The sequence below is a fragment of the Spartobacteria bacterium UBA695 genome, assembly GCA_002298145.1.
Taxonomy (GTDB): Bacteria; Verrucomicrobiota; Verrucomicrobiia; order Chthoniobacterales; family Chthoniobacteraceae; genus UBA695.
In genome coordinates this window covers 91694-106472 of record DBMP01000022.1, presented here as the reverse complement: position 1 = coordinate 106472, position 14779 = coordinate 91694, and the positions used below count along the sequence as shown (strand labels likewise).

The window sequence follows — 14779 nt, the reverse complement described above, 5'->3', positions numbered from 1 at the left end:
CCTTGATCCAATGGGAAAAGGTCCAGGCTTGAATAATACCAAAACCCCTAAAGAATGAGCCTTTCGGTCTGGTATGAATTCACGAAGTCGCCTTCTCCTTCTCATCGCCTCCGCGCTGCTCTCAGCCGGATGCTCCACCGTACCGCAACATCGCCGCCCGGCGCCTCCCCTGGTCCAGGCGGCGGCGGATTTAAGAACAGCCCGGCACCGCACCCTTCCCACGGAAAACCGGGCCGCTCTCTACCTGGAGGCGGCGGCCCTGGCTCAGCCCCAGCTCGACACAGCCGCCCCCGCGGCCCGCTCCATTTACAACAGCGCTGCTGCCGAACTGACCGATCTCCTCCAGGAAGCCGACGGCGGCAAGCTCTGGAATCGCCCGATGGTGCTCTCGGCCAACGGCACGAAATATACGCTGCGCATCACGCCCAAAACCCAGCCGGGCATCTGGTCGCCGAACACCTTCACCGACTTCAAGCCAGCGGGTAGCATTTCCTGCCGCCACTTCCGCCATCATTTCCGCCAGGAGGGCGTGGGCGGCACGCTCGTCGGCATTCGTAAAGCCCCCTCATTCCTCATGCTCGGGCGGCGCCCGCAATTCGAACCCCGGACCGGCATCACCGCGCCCGTCACCGCTACGCTCGATTTTCACGGCCGCGACGCTTCTTTGACGCTGCGCGATCCGGCGCTGGCCGATACCGTCCGCCTCCAGGGCAAGCCGGAGCCGCTCGCCGCCGATTTCACCGCGCCCTTCGCCTATTACCCGCAAATCCCGGAGTTATGGTATGGCCTCTTGGGCCTCATCAACGTGGATAAATCCATGGCCTTCTCGGGCCTCTACATGCTCCAGCCCTACGACCCGAACCGCATCCCGGTGATCCTCGTCCACGGCCTCATCTCCACCCCGCATATGTGGAAAAATGTCATCAACGAGCTGGAGGCCGATCCCCTCATCCGCGGGCGCTACCAGTTTTGGGTCTTCTCTTACCCCACCGGCAACGCACCGGTCTACTCCGCCCTGATGCTGCGCCAGGAGCTGGCCCGGGTCCAAAAAAATTACCCGCTTACCCGCGGCTGCATCCTCGTCGGCCACAGCATGGGCGGCCTGGTATCGCGCATGCAGGTCACCACTACGGGCCGGGCCCTTTGGAATGCGAATTTCCGGGAAAAAGCCGCTCGCCTCAATGCCCGGCTACCGGCGACCCACCCCGTCAAACAATCGCTCATCTTCAAGGCCAATCCGCAGGTCAAAAAAGTCGTCTTCATCTGCGTGCCCCACCGGGGCAGCCAGCTGGCCATGGGCTCGCTCGGGGCCCTCGGCCGCCGTTTGATTTCCCTGCCCTCGACCATCGTCACCACGATGCACCAGTCCGTCTTCAATATCCTAAAGACCTCCACCGGGCAGATCATCCTGCCCAACAGCATCAGTGGCCTCTCGCCCAAGAACCACACCCTGATCGCCATGGATAAGCTGCCCATCAACGCGCCGTATTACTCCATCATCGGAGACCGGGGCAAAGGCAACACCCCCAATAGCACCGATGGCGTGGTGCCCTACTGGAGCTCCCACCTGGAGGGAGCCCGCTCCGAGCGCATCGTGCCCGGGCCGCACAGCGCGTACAATCTGCCGGAAACCATTTCCGAGCTGAAGCGCATCCTGGCCGAGCCTCTCCCAGAGGAGCGCCCCGCCCTCACGCTGTAATCCCCACCCAAGCCTACTTCGCGGCGGCGGCCACCGGGGTGATCTCTTCGAAGGTCTCTTTCGTGTCCAGCTTGAGGGTGACCGGCTCCTTTGCGTTCAGGTTGCAGCGGTCGAGATCGACTTCGCGGATGCGGCTGTTGATAAAGGTGCGGATGTAGTAGCGGCGGTGGGTTGTGTCGGCCGCACTGGTCCATTCCGTGTATTCGGAGAACACCTGCCCCTTGTCCTTTTCCCGCACCGAGCCCTTGGGAATGTCAAACTGGTTGAGGATATGAAAAGCCTGCAATAGGCCGTCATAAGCCGTGGCGGAGGGGAGCGCCGTCTGGGTAAAGGCCACCGCACGCACAAACCGCGAGGGCGGCGTGAAATCCCCCGGTAGCCCGTGCATTCCCCCGCCCTGGCCCAGCGGCGAGAGCGTCAGGCCGGGCAGCTTTTCGGGCAGCGCGTTGAATGCGGAAAGGCTGAGGTAGTTGCGCAGGTTGGTCAGGTGCCAGTCGAAGGTGGGCGAGTTGGTAATAACGCCCAGCGGGTCATCGTAGACCCGAGCTTTGCCGTCGGTGAACTCGATGACGACACTCCGTCCGGAGGCGTCGGCAACAACGTAGTGGACGGGCGGCACGATGCCCCAGTCTTTGAAAATCACGTCGCCGACCACGACGCGCTTTAAAGCGTCAAGCGCCTCTTCCACGCTGGCGCTGGTGCTTAAAAAATAGGTGCCGAGATCCCACGGGGCGAGCAGCTTGCTTGCTTGGTCCGGGGTGGCTTTGGCAAAGCTGGCGAACGTGGGAAAATAGAACAGCCCCACGCTAAGGCCTTTTTCGTTGAGCCCGTCGGCAAAGATCGGGTGGCCCAAGACGTTGGCTCCCACAAAGCCGTATTTGCCGGTCCATTTCAATCCGGTTTTGTCGCTGCCTTCCGCGCCGGTGAAATGGAATCCGCGCGGAACAACGACGAGGTCGGAGTTGAGCTTATCGCCAAACTCCAGCGTGCGGGCACGAATGACCGTGCCGTCCTGGGGTTTGATGGTGATCCCGGTGCAAGCCGGGGAGGAGGCGGCGCACGCAAGCAGCGCGCCAAGGGCCAGGGAAACAAAGCGTTTTGTTTTCATAATGAGGGCGATGGTCTGGCACTAAAACGCCTCCCGGCCTCCCGGCGGCCGCGCAAAATTCGCCGCTTAGGCCCTCATCCGAACGGCCAGCGCGCCGAGCGAAGTAAGCGTGGCCATGGCAGTCACAGCCATCCACCCCCACTGGGCCAGCAAGAGGCTCCCGAGCACCGCGCCGCCCGCCATTCCCGCAAACATGCAGACGAAGAGCACGGCGTTGAGGCGGCTCCGCGCGCCGGGATCGAGCCGGTAGATCACCGTCTGGTGGGCGATCAGCGAAGACTGCACCCCGAGGTCGAATCCGACCGTGGCCGCCCCAAGCAGCCAGAGCTGATGACTCACCGAAAGCAGCGGGGAAAAGGAGAGCGCTGCAAAGGAGAAGGCCGTCAGAGCCGCGCCGATCTTTGTTACCAGCTCCGGGCCGCGCCGGTCGGCCAAGTGCCCGGCGAGCGGAGCCGCGAGCGCCCCAGCCGCCCCGGCCAGGCCAAAGGCTCCGGCCACGGCGCTTCCCAGGTGAAACGGAGCGCCGTGGAGCATTACCGCAAGGGTCGACCAGAAGGCGCTAAACCCCAGGGAGAGCAACCCCTGCGCCCAGGCGGCCCGCCGCAGCGCGGGGTACTGCCGCCAGAGGGTGAAGAGGGAGGTCAAAAGCGCGGCGTAGGAAAGATCCGTGCTCGGCTGGAACCGGGGAAGACGCCGCCACGCCGCCACGCCGATGAGCGCAATGCTGGCGGCGGCTCCGATGAACATGGCCCGCCAGCTCAACTGCTCGGCCACCACCCCGCTCACCACCCGCGACAAGAGAATCCCCAGCAGCAGGCCGGTCATCACCGTACCGACCACCTTGCCCCGCTGGGCGGCGGGCGCGAGCGCGGCGGCGGCGGGAACGATGTCCTGGGCCAGGGTGGCGGCCAGGCCGATGGCCAGGCTTGCGGCGAGCAGCGCGGAGAGCGAACCGGCGAGGCCCGCCAGCAGCAGCGCCGCCGTCAGCAGGGCCGCCTTGAGGAGAATAATGCCGCGCCGGTCAAAACGGTCGCCCAGGGGGGCCAGGAGCAGAATGCCCAGGGCGTAGCCGAGCTGCGTCAGGGTCGGGATCAAGCCGACCGCGCGCTCGGAGGCCCCGATATGCTCCCCCAGAATGCCCAGCATCGGCTGGCTGTAGTAAAGCGTGGCCACCGAAAGGCCCGCGCCGGTGGCCAGCAGGAGCACAAGAGAACCCGGCAATTCGCCAGAGCGCGGGTTGCTTTCATGTGTCGTTGGAATAAAGGATGTAGCTGTGTTCACGAGATTGGTTTTTCTATGGGTTGATCCTACCCCATGCGCCACAAAGCTTGTAGTAGCACTCATGGAACATTTGCTATACGTTGAACGCATGAAACCAACCCCTGATCCCTCCCCGGCGACCACCGGAGACCGCATCGAGTTGATGCAGACTTTCGTCCGGATCGTCGAAGCAGGGAGCCTCTCCGCCGCCGCTGCGCAGATGGGGACGACGCAGCCGACCGTCAGCCGCCGCCTGCAAACGCTGGAGAAATCCCTCGGGCTGCGGCTCTTGCAACGCACGACGCACACCATGCGCCTGACCCTTGATGGCGAGCGCTGCTACGAGCGGGCCAAGGAGCTGCTCTTAAGCTGGGCGTCGTTCGAATCCGAGCTGCGCGGCGCGGGCGAGGAGCCGGAGGGCGTGTTGCGCGTGGTCGTGCCCCATGCCTTCGGCCAGGAACGCTTAATCGGGCCGCTGGCGGAGTATCTGCACCGCCACCCGCGCATGAGCGTCGAATGGCTTCTGCACGATGACCGGGCCATTCAGGACTACATCGCCGCCGGGATCGACTGCGCCATCCAGGTGGGCGAGATCACCGACCCGGGCCTCGTGGCGATCCGCCTCTCGGAAGTCCACCGCATCGTCGTCGCCGCGCCGGAGCTGCTTGGCGGCGCGGCTATCCCCCAGGAGGCATCCGAGCTGGCCGGGCTCCCCTGGCTGGCGCTGCGCACGTTTTACCGCAACGAAGTGACCCTCACCCACGAGGAAACCGGCAAACGCCGCCGGATTCCGATCACGCCCCGGTTCGCCACCGACAGCCTTTACGCTCTGCGCAACGCAGCGGTACAGGGGCTCGGGGTGTGCGTCGGCTCGGCCTGGGTGCTGGCGGATGACCTGACCCAGGGGCGGCTGGTGCGCCTGGCTCCCCGGTGGCGCGCCGCTCCGTTGCCGGTGAGCCTGGTCTTCCCCTACGCGCGGTTTTACCCGGCCCGACTGCGGCGGTTTGTCGAGCTGATGAAAGCCGAGGCGGCCTCCATTTTCGGCGACGCCGCCCGGGGCGAAAATCCAGTGGGCAGAAAGGGCCCTCTATAGTACGCTGCGCCCCCGTATGCCCGCCGATATTCTCATTTATCATAACCCGCGTTGTTCAAAGAGCCGCAAGGCCCTGGAAATCCTGCGCGAGCACGGCTGCGAGCCGACAATTATAGAGTACCTCAAGGAGCCGCTCAGCGTGGAGAAGCTCCGCTCGCTGGGGCTGCCTCCCCGGGAGATCCTCCGCGAGGACGAGGACGAATACGCGGCGCTCCAGCTCGGCGATCCCGCCAAGACGGATGACGAACTTTTTGCCGCCATCGCCCAGCACCCCATTCTCCTCCAGCGTCCGCTGGTGGTTTCCGGCAAGCGCGCTTTCGTGGCACGCCCGCCGGAAAAGGTGAACGAGCTGCTCGGCTAACCGGCGGCTAGCTCGAGACCGGCTCCGGTTCAACGGCCTCCGCCTCGGCGAGCAGGCTCTCCAGGTCCAGGTAATCCGTGGACATCGAAAGCTCGCCCTCCTCGTTGCGGGGCCATTCCTCGCGCGGCTTGTCCCAGTAAAGCTCCACGCCGTTGTTGTCCGGATCGCGGAAGTAGACGGCCTGGCTCACGCCGTGATCCGCCGCGCCATCCAGCGTCACGCCGGATTTGACGAGCCGGGCCGCGGCCCGCGCCAGCGCCACCCGCGTGGGGTAGACGATGGCGAAGTGATAGAGCCCCGTGGTCCCCGGCGTGGGAGAGCTGCCGTCGGCACTCTGCCAGGTATTGAGGCCGAGGTGATGATGGTAGCCGCCGAAGGAAAGGAACGCCGCCTGCCGCCCGAAGCGCTGGGTCAGTTCGAACCCAAGCACGTCGCGGTAGAAGGCTATCGAGCGCTCCAGATCGGCAACTTTAAGATGGATGTGTCCGATTCCGGGTGTGGGCCCCCAGTCGGGGGCAGTAAGGTTCTTTTCCATAAGATTTGTGGCAAGGGAGTGGCCCACTGGGCCGGTGGTTGGTTTTTTCTCAGGTCAGACTAGTCTTTTAAATGCTTCGCGATGAGGCCGTCGATGGAGGCTTTACCAGCCCCCGCTACTAATACGACCAGGGCCAGGCCGAGCGCAAGCAGGTGATACTCGAATCCCTCCCCTTTTTGCGAGCCGTCCCAGTTCATAAAGAACCCGTTCGCCGCATGGCCACTGTTGATCGCCACGATCATGACGACACCGATGCCGAAGGCCGCCACCCGGCTCAGGAAGCCGAAGATCAGGCCGAGCGAACCGGCAAACTCCGCCAGAATAGCGAGGAACGCGAAGAACGCAGGAATGTGCAGCACGCCGGTGAAGAACCCCATGGTGCCGGTGAACCCGTGGCCGCCAAACCAACCGAGGACCTTCTGGGCCCCGTGAGGGAACATGACGATGCCAAGCGCGAGCCGGGCAAAAAGCGGGGCAAAGGACGGAGTGGTTTTAAAGAGTAGTTCGAGTGCTTTCATGGTGTGGTGGATTGGGTTGGATCAAAACGTTGTGAGATTATTTGGATAATTTTGCCGCGATGGAGGCCACATGGCGGCCTTGGAAGCGGGCTTGCGCCAGCTCCTTTTCGCTCGGATGGCGGGAACCGTCGGGTCCGGCGATGGTGGCCGCGCCCCAGGGCGAGCCGCCTTTGACTTCGCTCGTATCCGCCAGCTCGGGGCAGGAGTAGGGCAGGCCGACGTAGACCATCCCTTGGTGGATCAGCGTGGTAACGAAGCTGATAATCGTGCTTTCGTTGCCGCCACCGGTGCCGGTGCTGGTAAAGACGCTGCCCACCTTGCCGATGAGCGCTCCCTTGGCCCAGAGGCCGCCGGTCTGGTCGAGAAAGTTGCGCATTTGCGCCGTCATGTTGCCAAAGCGGGTCGGGCTACCGAAGATGATCGCGTCGTATTCGGAAAGCTCCTGCGGCGTGGCAACCGGAGCAGCCTGATCGAGCTTGATGCCGATCTGTTTGGCAACGTCCGGGGAGATCGTCTCCGGCACGCGCTTGAGGGTGACTTCCGAGCCTTCCACCGAACGCGCGCCTTCCGCAACGGCATGGGCGAGGGTTTCTACGTGACCGTAGCTGGAATAATAGAGAACGAGGATTTTGCTCATAGGTTGATCGAGTTACTTGGTTGGTGTTATTTTAAATCAAAGAGAATGGCTTCGGTCCGGTGGACCGCTTTAAGGAGCAGTTCGCCGGGCTGCTCGGTGCTGGCTCCGTCGCCCGTGGCCAGCGCGGCACCGTTGAGGCGGGCCTCCCCGGTGGCGATCTGCACCCAAGCGCCGCGCCCGGCTTTGAGTTCGTGCGTCACGGTCTGCCCGGGGGCAAGCCGGACGCGGTAGACGTCGGCGTCCTGGCGGATTTTGAGCGATCCGGCCCGGCCATCGCGCGAAACCAGGAGCAGCTTGGCGGCCTCGGCATCCTCAGGGCGCCAGTCGGCGTACTCGGGAGCGAACCCCCGCTCCTCCGGTTCGATCCAGATTTGCAGAAAATGCACGGCTTCGTCCGCCGACGGGTTCCATTCGCTGTGCCGAACGCCGCTCCCGGCGCTCATATACTGCACTTCCCCCGTCCGGATGATCCGGCCATTGCCCATGGAGTCCTTATGCTCCAGCAGACCGCTCAAGACGTAGGTCACAATTTCCATGTCCTGATGCGGATGAGTGCCAAAACCTTTTCCCGGCATCACCAAGTCATCGTTGACGACCCGCAGGCTCCGGAACCCCCTCCAGCGGGGATCATAGTAATCCGCAAAGCTGAAGGTGTGATAGGAGTCCAGCCAACCGAGGCTCGACTGCCCGCGTTCTTTTGCTTTCCGAATGATCATGATCGAACCATGCCACGGTTGCCCCCGGTTTGTGAAAGACCGTGTTTCTTGCCTAAGCATAACTTTCGTGCATACTCGGGGGCGACCTATGGAACTGCGCCACCTTCGCTACTTCATCGCCGTCGCCGAAGAGGAGAACGTCTCTCGGGCCGCGTTGAATCTGCACGTCTCCCAACCCGCCCTGAGCCGCCAGGTGCGCGACCTGGAGGAGGAGCTCGGCTTCCCGCTTCTGGAGCGGAGCGCGAAATCCGTAAAGCTTACCGAAGCGGGGCGGGTCTTTCTTGCCGAGGCGCAGGCGGTCATCGAACGGGTGGAGGAGGCCGTTGCAAAAGCGCGCTCCGCAGCGGAGGGCGCGGCCGGGGAGATCCACGTCGGCTACGCCATGTCGCCCACGGTGCGGATCTTGCCAAAGGCGCTGCGAGCCTTTCAGGACGAGCTGCCCAACCTAAAGGTAAAACTGCACGATCTCTCCACGGAAGAGATGCTCGTCGGCCTGCGCGAAGGCCACCTGGACATGGCCATCATGGTGCACGCGCACGCAGCCATCCTGAGAGGGCTCCACTCAGAGGACCTTTCGCGGCAGCCGATCCGCCTGGCGGTGGCCCCCCGGCATCCGCTTTCCGAAAAGAAAAGCGTGACGCTGGCCGAAGCAGCAGAGTTTCAGCTGGTATCCTTCAATCCTACGGAATACCCCGACTACGGCGACGTGATCAACGACACCTTTTCCCCGGCGAAGGTAACGCCGCACATCGGCGAGGAGCACGACAGCGTGGCGAGCCTCATCGCGGCGGTGGAGGCGGGCAGCGGCGTGGCGCTGGTAACAGACTCACTCGCGTGCGTCGTGGGGACGCGCCTCAAGCTGCTGCGCATCTCGCCCGAGCCAAAGCCGCTGGTGATCGCGGCCGTGTGGTCCGAGAGCGGGCTCTCCCCGGCGGGGCAGCGGTTTCTTGCCTGCGCGAAAAAAGCGGCGCTGGAGAAATAGAACCGCACCCCGGATGGGAGCCCTAAAGATCGCCGAAGTTAGCGAACTTCCGCAGGGCCGGATCGTAGCGCACGGGGGAAAGGAGCGGCCAGACCAACGCCAGCCCGGCGCGGAGCCGCGGGCTCAGCGGCTTGACGTAGAGATCCAGCGGCACCAAGCGAAGCCCGAGGCGGAACTTCGGCTCGTAGTTGAGCTGCCCCGCCTCGATGGATTCGAGCCCCTGCTCCAGCGCCCAAGAGACCAGCCCGCGCCAGGCCCAGAAATAGAGGTGCAGCTCCAACGCCTCGGGATAGGCCATTCCGATATTGAGATAGCGAAAGTCCTTCCCGTGGATCAGCCCCGCAGCGAACGCCAATAACCGCCCCTCGCGCCGCCAGAGGAAAAAGCGGGCGCTCCCCGGGAAGCGCTCGCCCAGGCCGGAGAAATAACGCGAGGTAAGGCATTCGAAGCGGTACGGGGAGCGCCAGTAGGTCTGGAGATAGAGGGCGTGGAGTTCGCTCAAGACAGCAGAGGCGTCAGCGGTCACTTCGAGCGTCAGGTTCGCCCGCGCGGTGTCCCGGATCTTCCGGCGAAGATTGCCGCGAATGTTCCCGCTGAGGCGGGTTTGCAGGTATTCCTCGAAGGTGGCGAAATTGAGATCGAGCCGCGTGGAGGGCATGCTGGCGATCCGCCGGTACCCCCGAAGCGCCGCCATCGGTTCCCGGCAGCTTGCGGGGAGGTCTTTAAAGACCACGAGGCGGGCCCCCTCGCCCCGGGCGTAACGGGTAAGCGCTTCTTCCAAGGCCGCAAGCTCAGCTCGGTCCTTCGTAGCCAGGTGCCCCTCGCCCGCCGCGCACCCGGCCACCAGGACGCAAAAGCGGGTCAGCCGCGTCCAGCCGGGGACGGTGTGGGAAAGCGCCAGGCGCACCCGCCGGGGCAGGCCGGAGGCGATGTCGAGGTTCACCAGGAAAAACGGCTGCACGGCCTCGTTCAAAACAGCGTAGCGGAACTCAAACTGCTCGCCCTGCGAGGCCTCCAGCAGTTCGTAATAGCGCCCGTCGAGGCCCTCCCCGGAGAAGGCGCCCCGCCAAAGGGCCGGGTCAATCCGGCTCGCACTTTCTAGTATCTCAACCTCGCCATTTGCCATCCTGGAGGCCTCCCCTTCTGGGAATCGGTTCCCCTGGTGGCTGTGATTTGGCCATTCCACACCCAAATTTGCATTTACTTGCGCGGGCAAAGCCGATCCGGGATAATTTTTCCCCCTTTTACTTTACCAGAGGCAGGGTGAGGTGGGTCGCTTCTGAGGCGATGCGCCGTTCCCCTGCCCTTGGGCGCGATTTTGCCATGAATAGAAAACTACTCCCGATTCTTTTCGCCGCCTTGATGACCCTGCCGGGCATCGCCTTGCGCCTGAGCGGCCTGCCGTGGGGCTCCCCGCTCGTGGCGCTGACGGCCGGGGCCGCCATTCTCGGGTCCTCGTTTCTTTTGCTCTGGGCGTGCGACGCCGCGCAGGCCGATATCTCCCAGGCGCTCGCCCTGGCCGTGGTGGCGCTCATCGCCGTGCTGCCCGAGTACTCGGTGGATATGTACTTCACCTGGATGGCCGGGAAAAACCCCGATAGCGGCTACGCTCACTACGCGATTGCCAATATGACGGGGGCCAACCGGCTCTTAATCGGCGTGGCCTGGGGGTTGATCGCGCTGATCTGCTGGGTGCGCTTTCGCAAGCCGGTGCGCATCGAGCGGGAGCGGCGCACGGAGCTTTTTTTCCTGGGGATCTCGACGATCTACGCGCTAGTGATTCCCTTCAAGGGAACGCTGGAATGGTACGACGGCCTGGTGCTGCTGGGGATCTACGTCTGGTACATCGTGGTGGCGAGCAGGCGGCCCTGCGGTGAACTGGAGGCAGAGGGCCCGGCAGAGGTGCTCGTCGCGCTGCCCAAGGCCCAGCGACGCCTGGCCACGCTGGCGCTTTTCCTCTTCGCAGGCGGGGTAATTTTGCTCAACGCGGGGCCGTTCTGCGAAGGGCTCATCGGCACCGGCACGCATTTCGGCATCAACCAGTTCATCCTGGTGCAATGGCTCGCGCCGATCGCCTCGGAAGCACCAGAATTCATCGTAGCCCTGGTCTTCGCCTGGCGGGGACAGGCGGGCATGGCCCTCGGCAGCCTCCTCTCGGCGAAGCTCAACCAGTGGACGCTGCTGGTGGGGATGATCCCGGCGGTTTTTGCCATCTCGCACGGCACGTTGGAGCATCCGCTCCCGATGGGTTCGCTGCAAATGCATGAGGTGCTGCTCACCGCCGCGCAATCCTTCCTGGCCGTGGCGCTGCTGGCCTCGCTGCGGCTGACCATCGGCGGGGCGATCCTGCTCTTCGGGCTTTTCGTGGGGCAGTTCATCCTGCCGGAGCTCGTCACCGCCAATCCCGCGCTCTTTTTCGGCCTGAAGCCGGAGCAGATTCACCCGGTCTTCTCGACGCTCTACTTCGCGGCCAGCGCACCGTTTTTCGCCTATCACCCGAGCCGCTTTATCCGCTTGGCCGAGGGCTTTCGCCTGACGCCGCCGCCGGAGGCGAGGCACCCGGAAAAAATTGCGGCGTAAAAGGGGACCCCTCCGCGCGATTCCCATCGCAGGTCCCCTTTGCATGATCACCGCACCGCTCACCACAGGCCTCTCCATTCTCGTCGGGCTACTGCTGGCCTTTTTCGGACGGAGGCTGTTCTGGATTTTCGTGGCGACGGTCGGCTTTTACGCAGGAGTGCGGCTCGCACCGATCCTCATAACGGCCCATCCGCAGTGGGTCATCCTGGGCAGCGGCCTCTTCATGGGAATTCTCGGTGCGATCCTCGCCATCCTGTTCCAGCGCGTGGCCGTGGCTATCGCGGGAGCCGCGGCAGGAGGCGCGCTGGCGGGTCGCCTCGTCATGGAGCTTGGGTGGCCAGACCCGTTTTTCTGGGTCGCGGTGATCGTGGGAGCCATCATCGCGGCGGCGCTGGCCACGGTGCTCTTTGACTGGGCAATCATCTGGATCACTGCCGCGACCGGCGCAATGCTGGTCTGCGACGCCGTGGTGCTCGCCCCGTCGCTAGAGTGGGCCATCGGGCTCACGATCTTCATTCTGGGATTTCTAAACCAGGCACGGAACGTCCTTAACCCGCCCGCGTCGGGGACTTAGCCGCCGTTTAGCAAACCTCGAAGCGGTAGGTGCCCGAGCCAACCTCGAAGATTTCTGCCCCCGCCTCGCGCCCAACGTAGCGCACGGCTTCCCGGGCAAGCTGACCGCTTTCCAAAACCGTCCGGCCCTCGGCCGCCTGAAGGTGCACCGTGGCGGTCGTGTTGGACGGGACGGTGAGCGTCATCTCAAACTTCCCGTCTTTAAGCTCCCAGCGGTTGGCCAGGAGCCCATGCGGCGTGTGCAATGACGCGGCGGCCCAGGTCAATTCGCCGCCCGGAAGCGGCTTCACGATCGCATGTTTGAACCCGGGCCGCGACGGGTCGATCTCCAGCCCCGCCACCGACGCGTAGAGCCATTCGCCAATCGCCCCGTAGGCGTAGTGGTTGAAGGAATTCATCGTGATCGTCTCGAAGCCGTTTTCTTCCGTCCAGCCGTTCCAGCGCTCCCAGATCGTGGTGCCGCCCTGCGTCACAGCGTAAAGCCAAGACGGCCATTTCTTCTGATGCAGCAGGCGGAAGGCCACATCCGCGCGGCCCCCCTTCGTCAGCACGAGCGGAAGATAAGAGGTGCCGACAAAGCCCGTGCTTAAGAGGTTGCCGTTGGCCTCGATGTTGCGAACCAGTTCGCTAACAATCGCCGGGCGAAGGGCCTCCGGCGCGAGGTCGAAATGAAGCGTCAGGACCAGGGCGGTCTGCGTCCCGCCAGCGACGATCCCCTCTGAGGTAAGGTAGCGGGCTTGGTAGGCCTTGCGGATCGCCAGGAAGAGCGCCTCGTACTCCGCCGAGTCCGCCGCCTTGCCGAGCACCGTGGCGATGCGGTTCATCAGCCGCGCCGAGTAGGCAAAGAACGCCGTTCCGATCAAATCCAGAGGCGTGCCGCCTCGGTTTCCGCGCGAACCGTCCAGCGCCAGCCAGTCGCCAAAACCTTCCCAGTAACCGCACCCCGGCAGGCAGCGAATGAAATCCTTCGCCGAGGCCTTGAGCGACTCCAGAAAGCGCTGCATCATCTCGTAATGCTCGGCCAAAATCCCCGAGTCGCCGTAGCAGAGATAAACCGTCCAGGGGCAGATAATGCCCGCCTCCGCCCACGCCGGGCCGCCCGAGTTCGCCTTGGTTTCGCCGAACTCGCGAAGAATGTCGGGAGCCACCGCCGGGAGATCGCCATCGGCCCCCTGCGCGTCCGAAACGTCATTCATCCATTTGCTGAAAAACCCAGCCACGTCGAAGTTGAACGCGGCCGTGCGGATGAACACCTGCGCGTCGCCCATCCACCCGAGACGCTCGTCGCGCTGCGGACAGTCGGTGGGGATATCGACAAAATTGCCGCGCTGCCCCCACTGGATATTCTTCTGAAGCTGGGTGACGAGCGGGTCCGAGCATTCGAAATCGCCCGTGGGCCGGATGTCCGAATGCAGCACGATACCCGTCACCATGCCCGGCTCCGCCTTGCCCGGGAGGCCCTGGATCTCGACATAGCGGAAGCCGTGGAAGGTAAAGCGCGGCTCCCAAGTCTCCTCCCCGCCGCCCTTGCAGGTGTAATACTCCGTAGCACGGGCCGAACGGAGGTTCGCCGTGTAGAGCGTGCCGTCGCGCTCCAGCGTTTCCCCGAAGCGAATCCGGAGCGTCTTCCCCGCCGGAGCCGTCACTTTCAGGCGCACCCAGCCGACCATGTTCTGCCCCAGGTCAAAGATCGGCAACCCTGTATCCGTGCGGGTCAGCGCCACGGGAACGAGCTCCTTCACGCGACGCACCGTCGGCCCGCGCATCCCGACGCGCTTCGCTCCCGCGTCAGCAAGCAGCATCACGCTCCACCAGGATCGGTCGTCAAACCCGGCCTCATCCCAGCCCGGCAGCTCGCGGCGGGCATCGTAGATCTCGCCCTGGAGAAAGTCGGCTTCGAGGATCGGGCCGACCGTGGTTTTCCAAGCGCCGTCGGTGGAGATGCTCGCCCGAGAGCCGTCGGCGAACGTGATTTCGAGCTGCGCCAAAAGCGACGGGCGCTCTCCGTAATACTGCCGGTCGCGCCAGCTGAGGTAGCCGCAATACCAGCCGTCGCCCAGGATCGCCCCGGCAGCGTTAACGCCCTTTCGCACCAGCCCGCTAACATCGTAAACCTGATACTGAATCCGCTTTGAATAGTCCGTGTCGCCGGGCGTGAAGAGGTCCTCCCCCACCCGCTTTCCATTGAGCGAAAACTCGTACAACCCCCGGGCGGTGACATAAAGCCGGGCCGAGGCAACCTCGCGATCCAGCGTAAACTCCCGGCGCAAGTACGGTGCGGGAACCACCGAGCGGGCCCCCCCCGCGAGCGGCGAGGCGATCCACTGCGCTTTCCAGTCGGCGTCCGAGAGCAGCCCCATTTCCCAAAAAGCGGGGTCCGACCACTCCGAAGCGCTCCCGGCCTCGTCCCACACCCGGACCTTCCAATGGACCGTGGTTCGCGAAGCCAGCGGCGCTCCGCCGTAGGAAATGTATACGGACTCATCCCCTTCGACGCGGCCGCTGTCCCATAGGTCGCCGTCATCGGCGGCGAGGCGGGCAGAAGTCGAGGCAGCAAGCACGCGCCAGGCGCTTTGGCGAACGTCCCGCCTCGGCAGAGCGGGCAACATCCAGCTTAAACGGGGGGTGGGAACATCCAGGCCGAGGGGGGAATCAAGCGTCTCGCAGCGAAGGGTTTCGGGCTTCATATGATGGACGTTAACTTAACTGTCCGGGAA

14 protein-coding genes are annotated in these 14779 nt (G+C 64.1%); 6 read left to right on the top strand and 8 right to left on the bottom strand.

All coding sequences use genetic code 11. From position 1 onward, the window contains the following. Positions 1-73: 73 nt before the first annotated feature. Positions 74-1699, top strand: a complete 1626-nt coding sequence (locus B2828_RS12395) for an esterase/lipase family protein (protein WP_479634063.1) — start codon at positions 74-76, stop codon at positions 1697-1699. 13 nt (positions 1700-1712) lie between these two features. On the opposite strand, the gene B2828_RS12390 is transcribed toward B2828_RS12395, so the two are convergent. Beyond that, positions 1713-2807 carry a linear amide C-N hydrolase gene (locus B2828_RS12390; protein WP_479634062.1) on the bottom strand — a complete coding sequence of 365 codons (1095 nt, stop codon included), beginning with the start codon at positions 2805-2807 and terminating at the stop codon, positions 1713-1715. Positions 2808-2873: 66 nt separating this feature from the next. Beyond that, entirely contained in the window at positions 2874-4088 is a 1215-nt protein-coding gene (locus B2828_RS12385; protein ID WP_479634061.1) for an MFS transporter, read from the bottom strand. Between the two features lie 88 nt (positions 4089-4176). Between B2828_RS12385 and B2828_RS12380 the strand changes: the two genes are divergently transcribed. After that, positions 4177-5160 carry a LysR family transcriptional regulator gene (locus B2828_RS12380; protein WP_479634060.1) on the top strand — a complete coding sequence of 328 codons (984 nt, stop codon included), beginning with the start codon at positions 4177-4179 and terminating at the stop codon, positions 5158-5160. Positions 5161-5176: 16 nt separating this feature from the next. Further along, a complete protein-coding gene (gene arsC / locus B2828_RS12375; protein WP_479634059.1) occupies positions 5177-5521 on the top strand; it encodes an arsenate reductase (glutaredoxin) in 345 nt (114 codons plus the stop codon). 7 nt (positions 5522-5528) lie between these two features. Here the strand turns inward: arsC and B2828_RS12370 are convergent, their stop codons facing one another. The 4 genes from B2828_RS12370 to B2828_RS12355 are packed head-to-tail and all read right to left on the bottom strand — an operon-like array spanning position 5529 to position 7927. Further along, positions 5529-6056, bottom strand: coding sequence for a VOC family protein (locus B2828_RS12370; protein WP_479634058.1), 528 nt, complete (start codon positions 6054-6056; stop codon positions 5529-5531). Positions 6057-6115: 59 nt separating this feature from the next. Then, positions 6116-6574, bottom strand: a complete 459-nt coding sequence (locus B2828_RS12365) for a DoxX family protein (protein WP_479634057.1) — start codon at positions 6572-6574, stop codon at positions 6116-6118. 37 nt (positions 6575-6611) lie between these two features. Further along, positions 6612-7211 carry an NAD(P)H:quinone oxidoreductase gene (wrbA, locus tag B2828_RS12360; protein WP_479634056.1) on the bottom strand — a complete coding sequence of 200 codons (600 nt, stop codon included), beginning with the start codon at positions 7209-7211 and terminating at the stop codon, positions 6612-6614. Between the two features lie 26 nt (positions 7212-7237). Continuing rightward, positions 7238-7927, bottom strand: coding sequence for a pirin family protein (locus tag B2828_RS12355; protein WP_479634055.1), 690 nt, complete (start codon positions 7925-7927; stop codon positions 7238-7240). 88 nt (positions 7928-8015) lie between these two features. Here B2828_RS12355 and B2828_RS12350 point away from each other — a divergent pair, with 88 nt between their 5' ends. Then, on the top strand, positions 8016-8909 hold the full coding sequence (locus B2828_RS12350) for a LysR family transcriptional regulator (protein WP_479634054.1): 894 nt from the start codon (positions 8016-8018) through the stop codon (positions 8907-8909). Positions 8910-8931: 22 nt separating this feature from the next. On the opposite strand, the gene B2828_RS12345 is transcribed toward B2828_RS12350, so the two are convergent. Then, a complete protein-coding gene (locus B2828_RS12345; RefSeq protein ID WP_479634053.1) occupies positions 8932-10035 on the bottom strand; it encodes a GNAT family N-acetyltransferase in 1104 nt (367 codons plus the stop codon). A 197-nt stretch (positions 10036-10232) separates the two neighbouring features. On the opposite strand from B2828_RS12345, the gene B2828_RS12340 reads away from it, so the two are divergent. Together B2828_RS12340 and B2828_RS12335 are read left to right on the top strand one after the other, a co-directional pair. Continuing rightward, complete coding sequence (locus tag B2828_RS12340; protein ID WP_479634052.1) at positions 10233-11489, top strand: sodium:calcium antiporter; 1257 nt, start codon at positions 10233-10235, stop codon at positions 11487-11489. A 43-nt stretch (positions 11490-11532) separates the two neighbouring features. Further along, complete coding sequence (locus tag B2828_RS12335; RefSeq protein ID WP_479634051.1) at positions 11533-12063, top strand: TM7S3/TM198-like domain-containing protein; 531 nt, start codon at positions 11533-11535, stop codon at positions 12061-12063. A gap of 7 nt (positions 12064-12070) precedes the next feature. On the opposite strand, the gene B2828_RS12330 is transcribed toward B2828_RS12335, so the two are convergent. Further along, positions 12071-14749, bottom strand: a complete 2679-nt coding sequence (locus tag B2828_RS12330) for a glycoside hydrolase family 78 protein (RefSeq protein WP_479634050.1) — start codon at positions 14747-14749, stop codon at positions 12071-12073. Positions 14750-14779: the final 30 nt, after the last annotated feature.

Bases quoted from the DNA above. Each gene is read 5' to 3' on its own strand.
- B2828_RS12395 (WP_479634063.1), top strand. From the start codon at position 74: ATGAATTCACGAAGTCGCCTTCTCCTTCTCATCGCCTCCGCGCTGCTC.
- B2828_RS12390 (WP_479634062.1), bottom strand. From the start codon at position 2,807: ATGAAAACAAAACGCTTTGTTTCCCTGGCCCTTGGCGCGCTGCTTGCG.
- B2828_RS12380 (WP_479634060.1), top strand. From the start codon at position 4,177: ATGAAACCAACCCCTGATCCCTCCCCGGCGACCACCGGAGACCGCATC.
- arsC (WP_479634059.1), top strand. From the start codon at position 5,177: ATGCCCGCCGATATTCTCATTTATCATAACCCGCGTTGTTCAAAGAGC.
- B2828_RS12370 (WP_479634058.1), bottom strand. From the start codon at position 6,056: ATGGAAAAGAACCTTACTGCCCCCGACTGGGGGCCCACACCCGGAATC.
- B2828_RS12365 (WP_479634057.1), bottom strand. From the start codon at position 6,574: ATGAAAGCACTCGAACTACTCTTTAAAACCACTCCGTCCTTTGCCCCG.
- wrbA (WP_479634056.1), bottom strand. From the start codon at position 7,211: ATGAGCAAAATCCTCGTTCTCTATTATTCCAGCTACGGTCACGTAGAA.
- B2828_RS12355 (WP_479634055.1), bottom strand. From the start codon at position 7,927: ATGATCATTCGGAAAGCAAAAGAACGCGGGCAGTCGAGCCTCGGTTGG.
- B2828_RS12350 (WP_479634054.1), top strand. From the start codon at position 8,016: ATGGAACTGCGCCACCTTCGCTACTTCATCGCCGTCGCCGAAGAGGAG.
- B2828_RS12345 (WP_479634053.1), bottom strand. From the start codon at position 10,035: ATGGCAAATGGCGAGGTTGAGATACTAGAAAGTGCGAGCCGGATTGAC.
- B2828_RS12340 (WP_479634052.1), top strand. From the start codon at position 10,233: ATGAATAGAAAACTACTCCCGATTCTTTTCGCCGCCTTGATGACCCTG.
- B2828_RS12335 (WP_479634051.1), top strand. From the start codon at position 11,533: ATGATCACCGCACCGCTCACCACAGGCCTCTCCATTCTCGTCGGGCTA.
- B2828_RS12330 (WP_479634050.1), bottom strand. From the start codon at position 14,749: ATGAAGCCCGAAACCCTTCGCTGCGAGACGCTTGATTCCCCCCTCGGC.